At 47.3% G+C, this 19,811-nt stretch carries 20 protein-coding genes; 10 read left to right on the forward strand and 10 right to left on the reverse strand.

Going from position 1 to position 19,811, the window contains the following annotated elements; all coding sequences use genetic code 11:
- Positions 1-420: 420 nt before the first annotated feature.
- On the reverse strand, positions 421-987 hold the full coding sequence (locus tag AT710_05040; protein KUO91966.1) for a hypothetical protein: 567 nt from the start codon (positions 985-987) through the stop codon (positions 421-423).
- A gap of 116 nt (positions 988-1,103) precedes the next feature.
- Here AT710_05040 and AT710_05045 point away from each other — a divergent pair, with 116 nt between their 5' ends.
- Positions 1,104-2,327: a hypothetical protein gene (locus tag AT710_05045; protein ID KUO91967.1), complete on the forward strand. Its 1,224-nt coding sequence runs from the start codon at positions 1,104-1,106 to the stop codon at positions 2,325-2,327.
- Here the strand turns inward: AT710_05045 and AT710_05050 are convergent.
- From AT710_05050 to AT710_05065, 4 genes are all read right to left on the reverse strand, one after another.
- Complete coding sequence (locus AT710_05050) at positions 2,324-2,974, reverse strand: hypothetical protein (protein KUO91968.1); 651 nt, start codon at positions 2,972-2,974, stop codon at positions 2,324-2,326. The genes AT710_05045 and AT710_05050 overlap by 4 nt on opposite strands.
- A 49-nt stretch (positions 2,975-3,023) precedes the next feature.
- Positions 3,024-3,359 carry a 50S ribosomal protein L21 gene (locus tag AT710_05055; protein KUO91969.1) on the reverse strand — a complete coding sequence of 112 codons (336 nt, stop codon included), beginning with the start codon at positions 3,357-3,359 and terminating at the stop codon, positions 3,024-3,026.
- Between the two features lie 49 nt (positions 3,360-3,408).
- Positions 3,409-4,458: a hypothetical protein gene (locus AT710_05060; GenBank protein ID KUO91970.1), complete on the reverse strand. Its 1,050-nt coding sequence runs from the start codon at positions 4,456-4,458 to the stop codon at positions 3,409-3,411.
- Positions 4,459-4,463: 5 nt separating this feature from the next.
- Positions 4,464-5,456 carry a hypothetical protein gene (locus AT710_05065; GenBank protein ID KUO91971.1) on the reverse strand — a complete coding sequence of 331 codons (993 nt, stop codon included), beginning with the start codon at positions 5,454-5,456 and terminating at the stop codon, positions 4,464-4,466.
- 139 nt (positions 5,457-5,595) lie between these two features.
- Between AT710_05065 and AT710_05070 the strand changes: the two genes are divergently transcribed.
- From AT710_05070 to AT710_05080, 3 genes are all read left to right on the forward strand, one after another.
- A complete protein-coding gene (locus AT710_05070) occupies positions 5,596-6,507 on the forward strand; it encodes an ABC transporter ATP-binding protein (GenBank protein ID KUO91972.1) in 912 nt (303 codons plus the stop codon).
- Positions 6,491-7,255 (forward strand): ABC transporter, encoded by a 765-nt coding sequence (locus tag AT710_05075; GenBank protein KUO91973.1) that lies wholly within the window; start codon positions 6,491-6,493, stop codon positions 7,253-7,255. The genes AT710_05070 and AT710_05075 overlap by 17 nt, the downstream gene beginning before the upstream one ends.
- Positions 7,215-8,030 carry a hypothetical protein gene (locus AT710_05080; protein KUO91974.1) on the forward strand — a complete coding sequence of 272 codons (816 nt, stop codon included), beginning with the start codon at positions 7,215-7,217 and terminating at the stop codon, positions 8,028-8,030. The genes AT710_05075 and AT710_05080 overlap by 41 nt, the downstream gene beginning before the upstream one ends.
- Positions 8,031-8,197: 167 nt before the next feature.
- On the opposite strand, the gene AT710_05085 is transcribed toward AT710_05080, so the two are convergent.
- The gene (locus AT710_05085) at positions 8,198-9,196 is read right to left on the reverse strand and encodes a hypothetical protein (protein ID KUO91975.1); all 999 of its coding nucleotides are present in this window, start codon (positions 9,194-9,196) and stop codon (positions 8,198-8,200) included.
- Positions 9,197-9,243: 47 nt separating this feature from the next.
- On the reverse strand, positions 9,244-9,624 hold the full coding sequence (locus AT710_05090) for a hypothetical protein (protein KUO91976.1): 381 nt from the start codon (positions 9,622-9,624) through the stop codon (positions 9,244-9,246).
- A gap of 123 nt (positions 9,625-9,747) precedes the next feature.
- Between AT710_05090 and AT710_05095 the strand changes: the two genes are divergently transcribed.
- Together AT710_05095 and AT710_05100 are read left to right on the forward strand one after the other, a co-directional pair.
- Entirely contained in the window at positions 9,748-10,794 is a 1,047-nt protein-coding gene (locus AT710_05095; protein KUO91977.1) for a hypothetical protein, read from the forward strand.
- Entirely contained in the window at positions 10,791-11,732 is a 942-nt protein-coding gene (locus AT710_05100) for a dehydrogenase (GenBank protein ID KUO91978.1), read from the forward strand. Before AT710_05095 ends, AT710_05100 begins: the two co-directional genes overlap by 4 nt.
- 234 nt (positions 11,733-11,966) lie before the next feature.
- Here the strand turns inward: AT710_05100 and AT710_05105 are convergent, their stop codons facing one another.
- Positions 11,967-13,550 carry a DNA methylase gene (locus AT710_05105; GenBank protein KUO91979.1) on the reverse strand — a complete coding sequence of 528 codons (1,584 nt, stop codon included), beginning with the start codon at positions 13,548-13,550 and terminating at the stop codon, positions 11,967-11,969.
- 506 nt (positions 13,551-14,056) lie between these two features.
- On the opposite strand from AT710_05105, the gene AT710_05110 reads away from it, so the two are divergent.
- A complete protein-coding gene (locus AT710_05110; GenBank protein KUO91980.1) occupies positions 14,057-14,443 on the forward strand; it encodes a hypothetical protein in 387 nt (128 codons plus the stop codon).
- Between the two features lie 474 nt (positions 14,444-14,917).
- Here AT710_05110 and AT710_05115 read toward each other — a convergent pair whose 3' ends face one another.
- Together AT710_05115 and AT710_05120 are read right to left on the reverse strand one after the other, a co-directional pair.
- Entirely contained in the window at positions 14,918-15,169 is a 252-nt protein-coding gene (locus AT710_05115) for a hypothetical protein (protein KUO91981.1), read from the reverse strand.
- Between the two features lie 61 nt (positions 15,170-15,230).
- On the reverse strand, positions 15,231-15,740 hold the full coding sequence (locus AT710_05120; GenBank protein KUO91982.1) for a hypothetical protein: 510 nt from the start codon (positions 15,738-15,740) through the stop codon (positions 15,231-15,233).
- A gap of 31 nt (positions 15,741-15,771) precedes the next feature.
- Here AT710_05120 and AT710_05125 point away from each other — a divergent pair, with 31 nt between their 5' ends.
- From AT710_05125 to AT710_05135, 3 genes are all read left to right on the forward strand, one after another.
- Complete coding sequence (locus AT710_05125; protein KUO91983.1) at positions 15,772-16,170, forward strand: hypothetical protein; 399 nt, start codon at positions 15,772-15,774, stop codon at positions 16,168-16,170.
- Positions 16,171-16,616: 446 nt separating this feature from the next.
- A complete protein-coding gene (locus AT710_05130) occupies positions 16,617-18,107 on the forward strand; it encodes a hypothetical protein (GenBank protein KUO91984.1) in 1,491 nt (496 codons plus the stop codon).
- Positions 18,104-19,597 carry a hypothetical protein gene (locus AT710_05135; GenBank protein ID KUO91985.1) on the forward strand — a complete coding sequence of 498 codons (1,494 nt, stop codon included), beginning with the start codon at positions 18,104-18,106 and terminating at the stop codon, positions 19,595-19,597. Before AT710_05130 ends, AT710_05135 begins: the two co-directional genes overlap by 4 nt.
- The last annotated feature ends 214 nt before the right edge of the window (positions 19,598-19,811 follow it).

Here is a 19,811-nt window from a genome sequence, read left to right on the forward strand (position 1 = left end):
GAGGGCTAGTTGCCTCAACTCCGTGAGGGTTAATCCCTTCCCATCCTCATGGTAGAAGTACGTGTCTGCCCATCGTAGGGTATTGTAGACCTCACAAGCCACTTCCAATTGGGCCTTTAACGCCCTCAGCGTCTGTCCGTCAGTATATGCTCTAAACCTAAACCCCACGATGGGCATCAGAAAAACAGGAACATCAAATATTTAAAGTTATTCCCCCTCATCCCCGCCATAAATGGCGATGTTTCCCCCATGCATATAAATTAATTTAGTGGTTGTCGCTTCGTCTCGTAGTGATGAGGCAGCTCGATCATGAATCGCGTGATGCATACTTTCGATCGCTGATAAGTACGTGAAGCATCTTGGATTAAGGATAATGGTTTCAAGAAGAGGCGTTNNCTTCATCCCTTGATGTTTAATGAATTATTGATCNGTATTGGTCTCNTTGGCGTTGCTTGTTTCTGTTAATGTCTCGTTTGCATTATTTATTTCCGTCGATGTNGACTCGTGATGNCCATTATCGTTATTGGCCTCATGTGTTGGCTTTATGGATAAGAAGGGTTGATTAATCACGGTTTTATTATTGGCGTCGCCGGATACCGTGTAGCTTATGGTTATAGTAACCGAGTAGGTGCCCTTGGCTAAGTAAATGCTGGCCGAATCATTTTCTTCGTTTAATGTTATTGAGTAATTACCCACCATTATGGTTACATTGAATGATGAGAATGAGTCCTCAAGCGGCTTATCCCTGAGCGATATTTCATAGCCCCCATTGCTTGGCACAGCCACTGTCGCGGTTTCAGTGATTGTTCCGCTGGATCCAGCTGTCAGGTTGCCCAGGTTGAAATTGGCTGGATTTATGGTTGGCTGCGCATTAAATTGATTGGTTATCCTATAGGTTATGTAGGCCAAGTTACCCACGGCAGCCTCCGCTATCGTTATGCCGCCCACTGCCGCCAGTATTATCATTGCTGGGATCAGCTTGTTCATGGTTGTTTGGCGGTTTCATTCCTTATAAATGCTTTTTTCGGTGTATAGGAGTATGTACGTTGGCTGTCGTAATCATGACCCCCCATCTTTATTAGAGACCACCGCTTGATTGAATAGTGGCGTCTCTAAGCGTTGTTAGGTACATTAACGGAAAATTAGCTAGGGACAGGTTAACCATGGAGGGCGAGGGCTCAATAGAATTGCCGAGCAATATATTGGCCTTACCGGGCTTCGTGGATATGCATGTGCATCTAAGGGGGTGGGNACAATCATATAAGGAGGACATGGAGAGCGGTTCACGTGCCGCCTTAGCTGGCGGAGTAATTGGCGTGGGGGACATGCCTAACACTGTTCCCCCAATGCGGAGTGCCGAGGCCATTGTCAAGAGAATAAGCGAGGCGAGGCTCCTCCCAATAATTTATAGGCTGCATGGAGGTGTTCCCGCCTATCTTGATGAGCTTAAGAATTATCTTAATGCCGGCATTAGATCCATTAAGGTTTATCCAGAGGACTTGGGTTCCCTTAACGAGTTGGCTCAGCGGGCGGCCGAGCTTGGCATGATGCTCATAATGCATTGCGAGGATCCAGCCATGTTTAGGTCAGTGGATGGAAGCGATATATCCATTCATAACTTGGCTAGGCCAATTGATTCTGAATTATCGTGTTTCCTAAATGCGGCTAGGTTGAGCCTGCTTCATGGGGTTAGGATTCACTTCACTCACGTGACTAATCCCCTCGTTATTAGGTTAGTCAATGAATTGCGACACATTGGCCTCAGCGTTGATGTTACCATGCATCACGTTCTCCTGGATTATGAGGAATGCAGCAAGGCCGTGGGCGNCCCGTTTTACTGCAAGGTGAATCCCCCGCTTAGGAATAGGCATCATAGAATCGAATTATTGCGGGCCCTACTGGAGGGCAAGATAGATGCCGTGGCCAGCGATCACGCGCCTCACGCGTTTAGTGAAAAGTATGGAAGAAATTATCTGGAAACCGCGCCCGGCTTCCCAGGACTCGAGACCACAAGTCTCCTCTTGATTGATCTCTGGAGGAGGGGGTTAATCGATATCCAGCAAGTCGTTTCCCTGTATTCACATAAGCCTGCCTCGATCTTGGGAATAGATGCATCGAACTCTCTTACCTTGGTGGACACAAAGTCCGTGACCGTGATCGATCAATCCAAGTTCCAATCCAAGGCCCGCCACAGCCCATTTAATGGGAGAAGCGTCCTCGGCCGAATAGTTGCTACAATAATGGGCGGTAAATTATTGATGATTGATGGTGAGTACGAGCCGCGGTTCAGGCAATTAATTGGGGAACGCACATTAATCAAGTCCTAGCACCGCGCTTCCCGTGCCTCCTTCTCTAGCTCTAGTAATGCCTTAACTGGGTCGCTGGATTCATAAATGGATCTGCCGACAATGCCGAAATCCGCGCCGCTCCTCACTGCGCACCCAATTCTTCCCCCCTGGGCCCCAATGCCTGGACTAATTATCACGTCCATGGGAAAGGATTCCCTCGCTAACCTAATTAGGTCAGGCCTATTTCCGGGCACAACTATGCCTTTACGCTTTATTTCCTTGGCGTAGCTCAACGCCTCGCTGAACGACTTATCATAAAGCGTTGGTCCCTGGCTCATGGATACTAGCACAAATATGTCCAGGAGAGGCGGCGGCGCATTGCTTGACCCAATGAATCCATGAATTATGACTCCATTAAATCCAATGCTCCTCAGCTTTCTCGTGATTTTCTCATTTATGAAATTCACATCCGCCATTTTCGCATCCATAATGAAGTACTTATCATCGTTTTTCCTTATAAGTTCACTGACGCCGCTTGTCCCCATGCTTAGTATAGCCATCCAGCCAAGCTTCACTGCCTTAACCATTGACCCCAAGCCATCCAACACGCTCCAATACTTCCCCGGCTCATCCTCATCTATTGCCAGTATTACGTGACTTTTCCCCCGCGCCTCATCTATGCTCATTAGGGCGATGCGCATGTGTTATGATTATTAAAATGTTTCCCTTTGAGGATTACTGCTGCGTGGACTCTTGCGCAGCTGCTTCGTTTGATTGGGCCTTAAATGGTCTCACGTGGTCTGGGGTTGTGATTATGGTTTTCCTCACCTTATCGAATTCTACATCTATTATGAGTGCTTTGCCCCTTAACCCAGCAACTGTGCCCACTCGTCCCTGGTATCTCCTGTGGGGTGCCGTAGTTATATTAGTTGGATCTATATCTATTATTACCTTATCGCCAGGATTATACTCATACATCCACCTAATCAAGCCCGGCCGCCCCCTCTCCCTTGGATGCTTCCTAAGTATGCTCCGGCTCTTGGCTCTATATCCATGGGTTCTCTTGGTCATTACCTATCGATTACGTCGTGCCTCCCCCGTTTAAAAAGCTTCTCCAATCCTATGAATAACGCCTCCTCCTTATCTCTACAAGGGTTAATAGGACGGCTAGGTTAGTGGCGAAGTATATTAACATATATGCCAGTATTAGATTNAGTTGGATTAATCCATTTATGAAGCCATAGGCCAAGCTGATCAATATGAATAATGGGGATATCATTGAGATGCCGGCTATGTGCCCATACGGGAATCTATGGGTCTTGGAGTAAAGCTCCACGGCGTTTATGGCCACTATTATGCCCAGCACGAAGCCCAATGCATTGATGAACGTGAAGCCGGGGCTAATTAATGATGCTGGGGACAGGTGCAGCACTAGTAGGTTTATTGAGACGTAGAGGGACAATAGGAATGATGATACTATGGAGACGAAGAAAGTTATTTCATATGATTTAGCGAATTGAATAATTGGCTTATGTACATCAAGCGCAAAGCCGAGGAGGCCGGCCCCAATCGAGATGAGCAGCACTGATGACGCTATGCCCCTCACCGTTTGGGGAATAAATAGCCAAGCGGCATAGATGAGTATCAGGAGAGCAGGTAACCCAACGGTGTACCTCCTTAATTGAGGCTCCATTATTGCCTTTAAGATATAGTAACGCGTGAGGACGGCGACTTCCTCGAATCCCCTAGTCTGCTTAACCACTATTCTCTTGATGGATATTATGGGCCTCCTGGTTCTTATGATCTCGGCCGCCGCCTCATCTGATGGTCCATCAGACACTAGTATAACTCCATCGGCATTGAACCTGCTCAGTATTTCCTCTACTTCCCTCAATATCTTTATGTTGGCCATGACTTCATTCCTGCTGGAGCCGGCGACTAGAGCCACCTCCACGTTTTCTTTCCCGAATGATGAAACCATGGAGTCATATAATTGAATTGCACCGAATATTGCATTGGCGTCGGAATCATCGGGATACTTCAGTATGTAGTCCATGGCCACCTTCAAGACATNCTCGCGGCCAATTACCGGAGTCTTGGCGCCCAGCCTATCCCCTACATCATCATCTATGTCTACGCATAAAACCAATAACTTGCTTACGTTTGACATTCCTTTTAATTATCCGTTTCAAGCTCGGTTAATATTTTTAACTCCTCGAATGATACTCGCTCGCCGCTATCTAGCTTTTTCTTGATTTCCTCGGCCCGCTTACGGAGCTCCTCCTTCTGTTTCTCCTCCTCCGCCCTCTTCTTATTCATGTTAATTGATTTATACGCGGCAGTGAGAAGCATCTTATTCTTGTTGAGCTCATCATAGAGTCCGCTCCTCCTTTCCTTTAGTTGCTTGACCTCCACGTACTTGGATAACATGTATGCCTTAATCTCATCCCTCTCCTTCTTAAGGGAGTCCCTTAGCTCCTTGAGCTTAACTAATTCCTCCCTCTCCTTATTGGCTTCCTCTATGAGTGCCTTGATTTGGTTCTTCACTTCCTGATATCTTCCCTCGTATAATTCCTTCATTCTATTAGCTAGCTCCCTCCTCTTCTCCGCCGCCTCCTTTATCTTGCCCCTCTCCTCCTCCAGCCTGCTCCTCAGCTTCTCAAGGGTCTCCGCCGTAACCATTTCCTTCTCAAGCTGGAAAATCATCTTATAGAACTCCTGCTCCCTCTGTGGATCCGTGGGGCTAACCTCATGATCGTACTCCATTCTATCTATTAAGTCCTTAAGCCTCTCTTTATCCGGTATCTTGCCGTCCGTGTACTCCATGGCCAGCCTCATTAGCTCCCTCAACTTATTGGCCTTCTCACGCTTCGCATTTAATTCATCAAGCATTCTCCCCCGCTCCTCCTTCATTCTCTTCAATTCATTCACGAGGTTATTCCTCTCCTCCACTAGTTTGGCTATTTTATTCCGTATCTCATTCAGTTTCTGTCTCTTCTGATTTATTTGATTAATCGCGTCATTTATCTTAGCCCTCACTTCATTCAACTTATTCTTCTTTTCATTCATTTCCGCGTAAACATCGTTTATTTGCTTATTGATCGTTGCTATCTCATTATTGAGCCCTGTTATTTTGCGCTTCAATTCATCTATATCTAGTAAAGACATCCAACCCTACTGATATAGCCATATTTATAACTTTTTCCAAGAAAGAACTAAACAATGAGCGAACCAATGGCATTAGACATATTCGGGAAACATACTTTCAAGGACAAAGAATAAAAGGTATCCCAATNCCCATGAATAGATGGATGCCGTTCGGGTTAATGGCATTAGAAAAAGCTTTGTGACTCTTGAGAGAATGGGGCTAATTAGGCGTAGGCGAGCCATCATAACCGCGCTCAGCGATTTATCGTTCAGAATAAGGTGGGGCGAGGCATATGGATTGCTTGGCCCAAATGGCGCGGGGAAATCCACGGCCGTGAAAATACTATCANCCCTATTGCTGCCTGACGCTGGTTCAGCGGAGGTAAATGGGTTCGATGTGGTTAGGCAAGCCAAGGAAGTCAGGAAAAGCATAGGGCTAGTTCTGTACCCGGATAAGGGGTTCTACGCGAGGCTCAGCGGCTTCGAGAACCTAGTATACTTCGGCAGGCTCTATGGATTAAGCAAAAAAGATGCGGAGCATAGAGCACTGGAATTGCTTAAGCGATTGGACTTAATCGATGCGGCCAATAGGTCCTTTGAGGAGTATAGTTTAGGGATACGGGTTAGGTTATCCATAGCTAGGGCCTTGATCCACGATCCCCCCATAATATACTTGGATGAACCAACCATAGGGCTGGATCCACTCTCATCCAGATCAGTCAGGAACCTATTAATCGAATTGAAGAGGAGCGGGAAAGCAATCCTACTAACCAGTCATAACCTATGGGAGGNGGAGGAGATATGCGACTTGATCGGCATAATAAATAAGGGGAGGATAATAATGGAGGGAAAGCCCAGTGACATCAAGTCCAAGCTCGGCTTAAAGTACGTGGTTGAGGTGGATATAGATACGCCCAGCGGCTCCAAANTAATTAGGATAGAGACGAAGGAACCCGTGGCGGAGTTACGTAGATTGCTGAGCACGGGGGATAAGGTGCTTGGGGTCACGGTGAAGGAGCCAACGCTGGAGGAGGCATTCATGGCGGCGGTGAAGGATGAGCGCGCTGGATAGGCTAGGGGCCGTGATTGAGGGCGAATTCAAGATAATCAGCAGGGAACCCGGCGGCTTAGCTCTTCTCGTGATTCTGCCATACTTCGTGGCGGGGGGCACCGCCATAATTGCATCATTCCTGGCAAGCATTAATAGGTATAGATTCATGGAGCAATTCATTGGGTTCGAGGTGGTCATGTTATCCATAATAATGATTCAGACGGGGGCCAGATTCCTGAGGGAGGAGAGAAACGGGGGGAGACTGGAGTACCTGCTAGCCTCTCCCACAAACGCGTTGCTCATACTGCTCGGCACATCCATAGTGATGGCATCATCAATGGTTGCCGCCTTTCTTGTCTCGCTTATTCCCGTGGCCTATGGAGTCTATGGAGTGCCCGGCCTAATTCGCTCCATTACCTCGCTCCTCCTCCTCTTCATTGGGTTAATGCCGCTCTATGGACTCGGCATACTGCTCAGCGGCGTGGTGCTGAGGTTCAGGGAGNCGGATTCCCTAATGGGGCTAATAACGTCGGCTGCCTCCCTATTATCTGGGGCGACTTACCCCATTGAAGCGCTACCCAAGTGGCTCGAGTTGCTGATCAGGGTTCTCCCCATGCATATGCTTGACAAGGCGCTCTATGGGGAAGTAATGGGTTATCTCACTCCAAGTCGAGCCATTTACTTGGCCGTGGCTGCCATGATTTACTTATCGCTGGGTGTATACTCATATGGCAGGCTACAGAGATCACTGCTTAGAAAGGGCATTTAGCGACGTAATGAATGAGACCGAGAAGGGGCTTCGAGCGCTCCTTGCGCGGCCAGCTTCCCTAGTGATGAGCATTATCAGTGCGCCGCTGTGGCTGGCCTTCTTCGTGCTCTCCCTGGAGGGGTACGGCTTATCCCTGAGAGGCTCCACGCTTCAATTATTAATATGGGTATCCTACTCCTTCTCCTTATACTCGACGTGGCTCTGGGAATTCGGCCATGGAATACTTGATGAGCAGCAGGAAGGAGTGCTGGAGTACGTTCTCGGCAGCGGTTCCTCATTATTTAAACACGTTCTCGGCAGTGGATTAGCGTTCCTAATTTACTCGTTACTGGACATGGTTATAATACTGGCCAGCTTCTCGCTGGTATTCGGAGTGAAGCCATTAATAATGAATCCCGCGCTCCTTGCAGCATCAATAGTGCTGGCATCAGCCTCGCTGCTCTCGGTGGCATCAATATACTCAATGCTGGTGGCGGGGCTCCGATCTAGTTGGGTCGTTACCGACATACTTCAATTCGTTTTACCGGCCATCGGAGGCCTTCTACCCAGCGAGTTCAGCCCAGCAATACGGGCAATCAATTCCANCTCTCCCCTTGCTTATCCCTTCGTCTTAATGAGGGAGGGGGCAACCGGAATAAATGAGTTGGGTACCCCAATAATGACGCAACTAATGTTGGCCACCGCATTCACCGCAATATTGTTGGGATTATCCTGGCTATTCCTATTCATGGCTGATAAGAGGCTGAGGAGGGACGGTAGGCTCGGCCTACGGTGAAAACAACGATGCTTAATCGATAATCCTTTAATGAATCATATGGTTCCATAGCATTGCCGCGCCTCTCCTATGAATAATGGCGGGGATGAGAATTCACCTAAAGCCCAATTAGTTCCCCGCAAATGGTGGGGGCAATATGCTTTTATTTATGGGCGAGATCGCATTCCTTAATCATCAATTATAAATAGCTTAACATTGCGCGTCGCCCTGCGCAGTACCTTCTCGTTCACTCCAAGTCCATTAATTACTGATTCTAATTCGCTTCTCCTTATCTTGAGCCTCTTCACGCCGTTCTCCTCAATCATGACTCCCCGCCTCTGCAATTCATGAACCAATCTCTGCAGCCTGTCCTTATTGGATTGGGCCGCCAGTATTGCCTCATCGATCCCCCTCCCCATCACAACGACGTCCAGCACTATCTTCATTACCTTATTTATCCTATCGGGCACCCCAACCCTGGATCCCCACAGCGTTAATTTATACCTGGGCAGCCTCAAATCATCCAAGTTAAGCATCCTATAGAGGGCAAGCGTCTCGTCGCGTATCTTCCTCTCCTTATCAACAATTCCGCCCAATATGAATACCTCGGTTCTCCTCAAATCATCAATGCTGGCCTCATCCCCATACGGNTCAAGAACGGCCGCCCTAGCGCTCGTGACTTCATAGTATGGGAATGAATCAATGATTCTAACTGCATGCGTCATGCTTGGGGCATACCTATTAAATAGCTCCATGAATTCAGGCGTCGAGTTACTTATTATCAAGTTCCCATCCCAGAGGTACTCCCTCACGTAATTAATCGATGACATAACTTGCTCCACTACTTCCCGCTTCTCAACATCGCTATGCCTATTCCACAGAGATAAATCAATTATGAAGAGCGGGTGCCTAGGCATTGCAGCACGCATAGATTCCACGCTTATCTCCCCCGCGCCCTCAACAATGAGGCAGTCACCCCTTGACTCGCCTGGACCGGGCGCAATGATGGTAATGGGTTCCTCCATTACTGTATTCCCACGGCACTCCCCCCTCCTCACATTTAGCTTGCCCAATAATACATCAATGCCTAAGCCCTGCAGACCACGCCTAAGGGCCCATCGAGGCGCACATAAGGCGCTGCATCCTAGGCTCCTCACCGTGCTTAATAGCAGCGATGCCGCGATCACGCGCTAACGTTAATTAATGTGTTTGAAAACATTTCCGGCGGATTCCCTCATTGGGTCGATGCCAATGCTTTCCTTATTATCTCCATAACTCCCTCATCCATTCGCTTAATAACCTCGTGATCAATGCCGTGCTCGGCGGCGATCTCGCTGGGCAACCTATATGCAATGAATGTTTCCCCATCGTCATCCCAAATCGCGATCCTCATGGGCAAGTCAATGGCTACATCCTTCTTTACCTGCATCAATAGTGTCCCAGCCCTGGGATTACCGAAGAGGATTACCTTAACGTTGCCTAGCTTCATTCCAGCCTCCTCCGCATTCTTGCCGTGGTCAATGATTGCCATAATCCTCATTCCAGCCTCCTCTATGAGCCTTCTTAATTGAGCCTCGCACTCCTGGAATCCACACCTGCACCTGGATACTAGCATGGTTTATGTATTTTCATGGTTTTAAAAATGGTAATGCGGTTTCAGCAATGCGTTGCACTGTTCCAGCCAAGTGAATCACCGCATTAATGTGATTAATAACGCAATGATTTATCAATAATGAGGATGAGTCGCTTGCTTTTGTTTGGGTATGCCTTGGCATCCGTGTCCCCATTGCCGCTAGCGGTGTCCCACGAGGATCCGCTCTATGCTGCCTTATCATCATTAGCCATAAGTCCCCTCGCCGCACTTGTCTACCTCCTTATTAGGCGGCAATGGAGCAGCGAGGGCTTCTATGGATATGCAAGGACNGTTTCCCCATTATTGGCCAAGATACAATTATATGCCTGGATACTCAGCTATTTTCTCTACATTGTTTACACAATTGATTACATCGTTTTCTATGTATTGAACCTAAGTGGGGCATTATCCATATTGCTGACACTACTATTGCCAGCCGCCGCATCGCTCCTAGTGATTAGTGAATTAGTGTATCCAGCATTGTTGGCGGCATCCCTCATCCAAGTGGCGTTATCAGTCCCGCTCGGGTGGAGNTTCTCGCCATCCCTGTACACTCCACACGATGCTTTCCTCAACATATTATCCACTAGCCTCCTCCTCGTATGCATCACCCTGGTTCCCTATATCGATGGAGATACCCGCGCCGCGTGGGTTGCTCCCCTCGCATTCATATTATCCTCATCATTAATGGTGCTCGGCGGCCTCTTCATGGCTCCAAGGATTATTTATTACTTGCAATCAATCGGCCAATACTCAATTATATTAGTTGAATACGCGGCGTTAAATGGCTTATTGAGGAGGGGCCTACGCATTAGGGGATCCAGCGCGGCATTGGTTTCCTTAGTGATGGCGCTTAGCGCAATTAGTCTAATTAACTATGGATTATTCTATGAATTAACGATTATCCCATCGATCTCCGCCCTCTACTTCTCATTAATTATCGCGGCATTATTATCCGCCGCATTCCTCAGGAGAAGAATGGCTTACCTGCTTGCCTCATTCTCCATATTGCTAATGCTGTATGGATTGATTAATGTATTCATGGCTACTAGGGGTCCATACTTGATCGATGCTGCCCTGGGATTAATTGCCCCAATAATTGCGGTATTAATGAAAAAATATAATAGTGCAGGAGGCGCTGTGCATCAATGAAGATCGCAGTAATTGGTTGCAGGGGTTTTGGGCGGGTTCACTTAGAGGCAATTAAATCCATTGGGGGCATCGAGCTATACGTATTCTCCAGGAACAGGGAGGCGGCGGAGAAATGCGCCGAGGAGTGGGGGGCAGCGGGCTACTTTACTTCATATGATGAGGCACTTGCATCCCCCGTGGATGCGGTGGACCTGGTGGTCAGCCATGATGCGCACCTAGACATGTCGATAAAGGCATTCAAGGCCGGTAAGCACGTGTTGCTTGAGAAGCCCATAGCGAGATCAATCCAGGAGGGGGAGGCAATAATCAATGCAGCGAGGGAGGCCGGCGTTAAGTTCATGGTTGCCGAGAACCACTTCTTTGATCCAGCCGCCAGAAAGGCAGCTGAGTTAACGAGGGATTTAGGGGTTCATACCATAATCGCCAGGGGCACTTCATTCCATTCGCCCACGGGGTGGCGAACCAAGGCTGAGGAAATGGGCGGCGGCTCATTAATAGATGGGGGAATCCACTTAATGGATACATTCCTAAACATTGGCGGGAGCTATGAAGCGGTATGCGGATCATCTAGGAGGGTTGCCTCCATAATGGAGGGCGAAGACACTAGTATAGCCTTGTTCAAATTTAAGTCAGGCGCAGTGGGCATCTTCATATATGGATGGGCATTTCCAAGCGCTCCCCGCGCTCCGCTCTTCGAGGTGTATGGGGTAAACGGTTCAATCATAGAGGACCCCGAAAGCAGGGTTAAGGGCAGGAATTATGGTGACTTAATAATTAATGGGAAAAGAGTTGAGTTACCCAAGGTAAACACGGTTCAAATGGAGATACAGGGCTTCCTCAAAGCAATTCAAGACGATACAGAAGTACCAATGCCTCCTCAATTAGCTCTCCGCGATCTTAGGGCTGTACTAGACATATACGCATCAAGCTGCCCCTAAGTAAGGCTTAAATAATTATAGGCAAGAAAGCTTCGGCCATTTAGTTTCAATTCTTTTGTAGATTCTGCATGAATGATGATGGCAATTGAGACACCGCCAACTTTAGATTTCAATTCTTTTTTAGATTCTGCATTACAATCTCAGACTACATATTAAACTTCTCCTTCAACACTCAAAATTGGGAGAAAGAAAGAATAGAAAACGAGAAGAGTGATGAGGCCGAGTGATTAATAGTCACGAAAAGTGACTATTAGTTACGATGAAGGCGGAACTCTCAATATCACTCAAACCTAAATACTCTCTTATACTTTCTTCTGCATGCTGAATATCACTTAAATCAACACTCATTGATTTTGAAGGTACTGGGATTTCTAGATAATCCTCCTCTAATAGCCTCGTCCAGTTATCTGATATTCTCTTGCTGAAAATTTTTAGTATATATCTCATAATACTTGAGTTAAACCACGCTGCAATTAACGGATTGTTTTCTTTTAATATATAGAAATTTTTTGATGCACATAAAGGCTTTTCACTATAATTGGCTAAAATCTTATGCTTAGTTAAATCTAGCTTATCATGAATAAAGATGTGGCCGTATGAGGTCTTAGTTTGCAATTGCTTCCAAATATGTTGATACCATTTATCCCCGAATTTTAAAGCTGGTAAGTTTTGCTTCTCTCCCCACTCAATGTATTTCTTCAAATCACCTTCTGGTTCATCATTAATTGCGAGTATGTAGAATTTAGGGTTTGATACTACTATTTCCTTATTGTAATACTCTGGCTTTCTAAGACATTTAACTAAATACCTTTTAGGAATACTTAGAATTTGTGCTTTGTTCTTAATTAGTACGGAGTCTTCTTCCCTTAACAAACTCCAATACTTATTGGGAATGAAAAAGAACTCCGGTCCGTACATCTCAACCCCTCTTAATATTTCACCTTTGCTTAGATGACGTAACAGACCCTTCTCTAATGCCCTTTCTATTATCTCAACCACCTTTCTTGCATTATCGTAGTCAAATAAGCTGAGCCAGTTTCTACCTAGAAATTTAGGAACTTTTTTGACGTTAACGGCGTACAAACTCCTCAAATTACCATCATATTGGTAAATAGCGGTCTGTGTTTCATGAAGCTCAAACAATTTTCTCTTTCTAAGGAAAATTATAAGCTCCTTGAAACCACTACCAGTACTAAACGAAGGCTCCTTAACGTTTTCTACCAGAGTGAGGATGTCGTACCTATGCTTCAGAAATTCCTTTAGCCCCCTCCCCTGACTGGTATAAAACGNGGAAGCTGGGATAACGAGCGAAGCGTAACCGCCCTCCTTAAGTATGTAATCGATAAGGAATATTGAAAGTATATGAAGTCCTGGATCCTTTCTTGAAATAAATTTTCCATAGCCATGAGAAATCATGAATTCCAGTATCTCATTCCTATTACTTATCAGATGCCATCTAACGAAAGGAGGATTGGAAATTATTATATCAGCCTTATACTTCCATGCTATTTTGAACGCATCACCACATATAACTTCTACGTTATCATAAATTGAGGAAAGCATTTTACGCCCTAACTCACAAGGTTCTTTATTTATCTCAATACCAATAACCTTACTTGGTTTAATCAGATCATTAACTGAAGAAAGTAGAACACCAGAACCCATAAAGGGATCCATTAATACTATTCCTTCTCTATTTGGAATTTCCTTTAGAAAAGATCTTATGACGGAAATTCCATCATAATTAGTATAATATGAAGATGTTCTTTTCCTATCTACAAGGTCTTGTACTTTATATTGCCTTTCGTCTATATGCATAATCACACTTTTTTAACCACTATCTCATTGTTATCATTAAGTACCCATTCTATTTCACTACCCTCACTTATATCTAAGAGCCTCCTGACCAAAACTGGTACCGTAGTGTAGCCCTTACCCCACAACTTGCTCCTACCTAACACCTTAGCCATACTAGTAACCCTACTAGTAAACTTACTGGTAATATTATATAAACCTGACGCGAGCGTGGAGGGTAATACCACTTAACCCCCCAGTTTACTGTAAAAAATTCAATATGTATAACTACTACTAAGAGGCTAAGAAGGAAAAAAGATTAAGTGAAAGCTTAGGCGCAGAGTGCTTTTCTATTCTTTTATTGCATAAAAGCCTCTCTTTCTCTTCATAACACCCTACCCAAGCCTATAATAAGCCCAGTGAATAATACTGCAGTGGCCATAATCTACAATGGTACCACGACTACGATTGCAATACGGCCAATTAACATTACGGGTTAGCTTATTAGCCACCACTCCAGTGGGGTATTCATGACCCAGACTGCACAGGCCCAACCCAAGGCCATCGACTTCCTCGATGAACTACCAAGGAGGCTACTCACTGACACCAGCATTGATGAAAACCTGTACAGGGAGCTTGTAAAGGGCAAATCCTGGGACACGGTGCTCTCAATACTGTGCGATGTGGATGCTTGCGATATCTACCCAGTTAATTCCCCACCCTGCCAACGCTGGCTAAGGGCACTGGCAACAGCAATGGCGGCGCTAGCCAGGATAGACCCAGAGAGGGTTGATGAGAAACTCCAGAGGAACCTGGGCGACCTCGCTGGGGCACTAGGTGTGTTCCTACTGACGGGGAATCCAACGGCGTTCACTGACCTATGCACTAACGTTAATAACCTGCGGGTTGTACCCTAATCCACCAGCTTATTAACCCCACGCCAGTTTACCCATGCCCCAGGCTTCAAGCCTAATCCTAAACCCAGGACTCGCTGATGAAGCCCGCAGTAGGATGGTGAGTATTATCAGGATACAAGGGTTAATGTTGAGGAGGCTGTGAATCACGCATGGGCCTCATTGTCGGCTAGGTGGGTGGCGTGGTGTCCTGGCCAAGCCCAGTGAATCATACATGCCCAGTGGCGCCAAGGCTTCGAGGGCTAATTAGGGGGCTGGGTGGCTTATTAATCATGCCCAGGCTTGAGGTGGAGGCTATTGCAATCGGGCTGGTTGGTATTGCCGCTGTTGGGCTTAGTGGCTAGTGGCTTGGTTAAGCGGCCTGCATCGCTTGTACTGCTTATTACACTATATATTATATAATAATTATTATAATAGTAGTGCATGGGTTGGTTAGGCGTAGGTGATTCCCTAATCCAAACCCACTCCAGTGGGTGCCTAACCCTTAACAGGCTCTAGCTTAACGAACACCCTCCTAGGCCTGGGTGGGTAGACTAGGATACTTGAAGTGTACTCACCGCCGAAGACCCTCGGATTATTGACCTGGCTAAGCCACCTCACGTTATCCTCACCAAGAAGGAACGCCCCACCACCCTCAGCGTAAGGCGCAGGCCCCTGGAGCAGTAGCTGAACCCAAAGCTCTGCAGTGTGGCTGGCTTCACGTCGCCGAGGCTCTGCGTGATAACCCACACTCCAAAGCCCATTTTACGAATACCCCTAACGACTAGTTCAAGGATGGGTGATTCAATAATCAAGTATCCTCGTCGAAGACTAGGATATTCTCAACCCTCTCCATAAACGGCTTGGATAACCCCTCGTGGTAGGCCCTTGCCAAGAGAACCTGCATTAGGAGGCTGACGTACTCCCTGTGAACCATAACATCCCTAAGCGTGATAACGACAGGTCTTGGGGCGTTCATGAGTTGGCTTAATGACACTGNGTACTTTGGTGCTAGGTCTAGTGCCGTGTACCAGACACGCCTCGCATCACCGTGCTTCACAAGCCAATTCAAGGCCTCGTGGAGGCCAGGGTACACGTCATGTGCACCATAGAGCCTAATAAGGTCATTGAAGGCTAGCCTAGCCAATTCAGCATCAGCGTAGGCATGCCTCACGGCCTGGCTAACCATGCTCCCAGAGCCTATACTCAAAACCATCCTAGAGGCACGCCTACCTATCAACAAGCCGCCAGCCCAGCCGATAATGCGCATTGGAAAGTACACCTGGCTTGACCCACCCCACACGCCAGCCCCATCACTCATCGCAAAGCCACGCTGCCACGTGTGGAATATAATGCTCTATGGTACATGGGGCCTTGAGGAGGGTGATATCAAGGAGTACGGCAATGCAGTACACGAGGCCTACTTCGAGTGGTTCAAGAAGGCTAATGAGGGGAAGTACGATAAGATTGAGGCTGAGCCGCATTATGTATTAGCCCCATTAACTGCCGTGCCAGATATAGTTTATTGTAAGAATGGTGTGTGCGGTGTGATTGAGGTTAAGAGTTATTCGACTGATAAGCTTGATAAGGCTGTACCGCAACTCGCACTCTACGCCTACATTATGCGCCAGGTTGGAATCAACATCGTCCAGGCATACCTAGTCCTCAGGAACGCCGTGTTACCCCAGAACGTTCAATTCCTATACAGGAATAGTGGGCAATTTATTCAAGACGCTCAGGACTTGGATTAGGGAGCCACCCAAGAAGCCATACGCCTCATGCCACAAATGCCCCTACGCACTAGTATGCAGGATTCCTAAGCCAACGTTAATTGAGGGAACCCCCAATCCCAGTACCATTACACAATATAGTATTAGCATGACGGAGTGAGCTACTCCCGCCCTTAAGGGCGAGACTTGTCGTTTGGTATAAATTTAACTGGGGACTAACCATTAACAGAAATAAGCTACAATTATTATGAAAACCGAAACAGCCCGCTCAGGTTCACTTGGGTTACAGCAACTTAATGGTGTCAGTTTTAATACATTTTGTTCTTAAGTACACTTAATCATTTACCTAAACATCATTCAACCAATAACTTAGTATCATTGAAACCTACAAAGTATTCCTCATTACTTAACACAGAGAGAAAGCGTTAAAAGTCATTGATTTCTCAAGGTGCCTATTAGGTGAGTTAATGGAGTATAGGAGTATACTGGGTGAGAGGGGGAGTATGGTGGGTGATGATGTTGCAAATGATCTTAGGATACTGGAGCTTGTTGACGATATCCTGGATAGGAATAGGGATGAATTCCTGAGGGAGCTTTACCTAGAGCCGTTAAGTAGGGAGGAGACCGCAGTGTTTAGGTTAATGGTCCTCCAGGATTTAATAATGAATGATGTTTACAAGATGGTGGAGGGATTTGTTGAGGGGATTAGGAAGAGCGAGAGGCTAATTCAACTGNAGGAGGAGGCTTATGATCAGCATAAGGTTGGGCTGCATCTGGACGCGGCCTTTACATACATTGATGCCGTGGAGTCATTTTACAATGGGCTAAGTGCCATTGGGCCTAGGTCCGAGGGGCTTAAGCAATTCCTAAACTACCTCGAACAGGNGATTAACAGCCCATACTTCCGCTCAATGAAGGAGAGGGCCCGTGAGGCTAAGGAGGCCAGGGATAGGATTATCATTAAGGTGAGGNTCGTGGAAGACGGCATAAAGGTATCTAAGTATAATGGCGATGGAGAGGACTTAACAGCCTTAGTTGAACGCACATTCTCAATATTCAAGGATGGCAATGGTGAGGGGGTTAAGTGGATTAAGTCAACGGGAGACATGACGCACATACATGCCGCAATACTCGAGGGGGCCTTCCGCTTCTACAGGGAGGAGTATGAGACACTTAGGAGGTTTATGGAGGACTTCCCCACGGTGATTGACGAGGGGGTGAGGAGCTTCGCCAGGGAGGTGGAGTTCTACCTAACTTACCTAAGGTACATGAGGAGGATTATGGAGAGGGGATACACATTCTCAATACCATCCTTCACGAGGGATGGATCAATGCACGTAAAGGGCTTCTACAATCTACTGCTGGTGAAAGCTGGTAAGGCTGTTGCAAGCAATGATATAGACACTGACGGGGCTAGGAGGATCTTCGTGATCACCGGTATGAATAGCGGGGGTAAGACCACGTTCGCCATTTCCCTCGGGCAATTGGCCTACTTATCCACATTGGGGTTACCCGTCCCGGCTGTTGAGGCTAGGTTACCATTCTTCACATCAATAATGACAGCCTTCCCCACTGAGGAGGACCCGAGGGAAAGCTTAAGTAGGCTTGAGCATGACGTGGTCAGGGCGTTGAACATAATTAAGAGGGCCAACGACACCACGCTTGTGATAGCTAATGAACTATTCTCCACTACGACGTCAGATGAGGGTTTTCAACTATCCAAACTATTCCTCAGTGAATTAAGTAATAGGAGGTCGTACTGCCTCTTCATAACCTTCATACCCAAGGTGGCGTCACTGGAGTTCACCATAAGCCTAGTTGCCATGCCCTCCCCGGAGGACCCCGAGAAGCCGTCTTACAGGATAATCCCAGGGCCTCCGCCAAAGGAGTACATGGCAGTTAGGATTGCTGCAAAGCATCAGCTGCTCTACGACGACTTAAGGAAGGTGGTTAAGTGATTCAATTCGACCTACTGAGAATGGGGGATTCATCCAAGATTTCGATAGCAGATGACTTAAGGGTAGACTTGGAGTTAGATAAGATAATAGCAGTCGCCTCAAACGGGGATAAGCTTATCTCCGAGACGTGGTCTAGCATGCTGCTGCTCAGGGATTCCTCAGAGGATGCGGTGAGGTATAGGCAGGAGGCTGTTAGGGATGCGTTGGCTAATAGGGATGTCATCATTAAGATGTACTCGATAGCTAAGGATACTATTGAGAGGGTTAAGAAGGAGTTATTCATATTCCTACTGAGGCCCGATGATCCGCCTGCCGTTGCAAAGGAGACTTCAAGGGGGATAAGGATACTGCTGGATGGGCTTGAGGAGATGCTAACACTACTTAAGTCATCACCCAGCTTCTCATCAACAGCCTTTAGGGGGTTCATATCATCATTCACGGCGAACATAAATGATCAATTCATATCCTCAGCCAGGGGTGTAGCCAGTATATTTGACACCAGCAGGGAGAACGTAACCTTCTCGGTGAAGNTAGGGGGCAGTAACTACCTCAAGGACCCGGTCCTGCTGGTGCCCAGGGAGGGCGGCTCATTCTTATCAGGGATACTAAGCCTTGGTAGGGAGTACACCTATAAGTTGGACCCGAGGGATGAGGCTGGTCCGCAAATAATCTATGATATAAAGAAGTGGGTCCTTCATAGGTCGGCCACTGTACTGCTGAGGTCCTTCAACAGCATGATGAAGTTCTTTGAGGATTTAATGAAGCAGCTCTCATTTTACGTTGGCGCCATAAACATGAGCGACTTCTTTGCGAGGATTGGCCTCCCTCAAACATACCCGGAGGTTAACCCAGGCGTGTTTGCCTTCAAGGACCTGCACTGCCTATCCCTAGCCACCTCAACATCCAGTAAGCCAATACCCTCCACCCTGAGTATCAATGCTAGCGACTCATTCGCAACACTAATCACGGGTGCGAATAGGGGTGGGAAGACGACATTTCTCAAGGCTATTGGCCAAGCCCTACTGTTAGCTAGGGCTGGCCTATTCGTCCCCGCTGAATCATTCACAATACCGACACCCGGCGCAGTCTACACGCACTTCCTTAGGGGGGAGGNTAGGGCACTATCCTATGGGAAGTTTGAGGAGGAGGTTAAGAGGTTTAGGGGCTTCGCCAACTTCCTGAGGAGGGGTGACTTCGTGCTAATGGATGAGAGCTTCTCATCAACAANCCCCATTGAGGCATCGGTGGTGGCCGAGAACGTGGTTTCTGCACTAGTCGACTCTGGGGTGAACGTCGCCTACGTAACCTTCCTCCAAGACTTCATATACAACTTCGCCAGGCGGTACGGCGAGAGAGCGGTACTCCTAGTCCCGGAGAGGCTGAAGAGCAGTGAGAGGACCTTCAGGTTGGTGAGAGGGTCATTACAGCCTGGTTACGCAATGGACCTATGGGTTAAGTTAAGCAGCAACCCGAGCAAAGAGCAGCACTAAGCCAAGCAGTTCTCGAAACTGACCTCCTCCCCGCCCTGAAGGGTGGGGGTTCCCTTTGGGCGGTTCATTGGTTCGTGGTTTACCGCCTTCATCCTCACCACTTCATTGCTGGTGTGGTTCACCCCGCTCCATTCGTCCAGCGGTGGACCACGGGCTGAGCCTTCAACCCATTACCCCTATCCCTCACCACGGAGAGCCCCCCATCCATGGATCC

It is taken from the genome of Thermocladium sp. ECH_B, assembly GCA_001516585.1.
GTDB lineage: Archaea > Thermoproteota > Thermoprotei > Thermoproteales > Thermocladiaceae > Thermocladium.

Excerpts from the sequence above, each read along its gene's own strand:
- AT710_05055 (KUO91969.1), bottom strand. The coding sequence starts at position 3,359 with ATGACCAAGAGAACCCATGGATATAGAGCCAAGAGCCGGAGCATACTT.
- AT710_05065 (KUO91971.1), bottom strand. The coding sequence starts at position 5,456 with ATGTCTTTACTAGATATAGATGAATTGAAGCGCAAAATAACAGGGCTC.
- AT710_05050 (KUO91968.1), bottom strand. The coding sequence starts at position 2,974 with ATGAGCATAGATGAGGCGCGGGGGAAAAGTCACGTAATACTGGCAATA.
- AT710_05110 (KUO91980.1), top strand. The coding sequence starts at position 14,057 with ATGACCCAGACTGCACAGGCCCAACCCAAGGCCATCGACTTCCTCGAT.
- AT710_05125 (KUO91983.1), top strand. The coding sequence starts at position 15,772 with ATGCTCTATGGTACATGGGGCCTTGAGGAGGGTGATATCAAGGAGTAC.
- AT710_05090 (KUO91976.1), bottom strand. The coding sequence starts at position 9,624 with ATGCTAGTATCCAGGTGCAGGTGTGGATTCCAGGAGTGCGAGGCTCAA.
- AT710_05100 (KUO91978.1), top strand. The coding sequence starts at position 10,791 with ATGAAGATCGCAGTAATTGGTTGCAGGGGTTTTGGGCGGGTTCACTTA.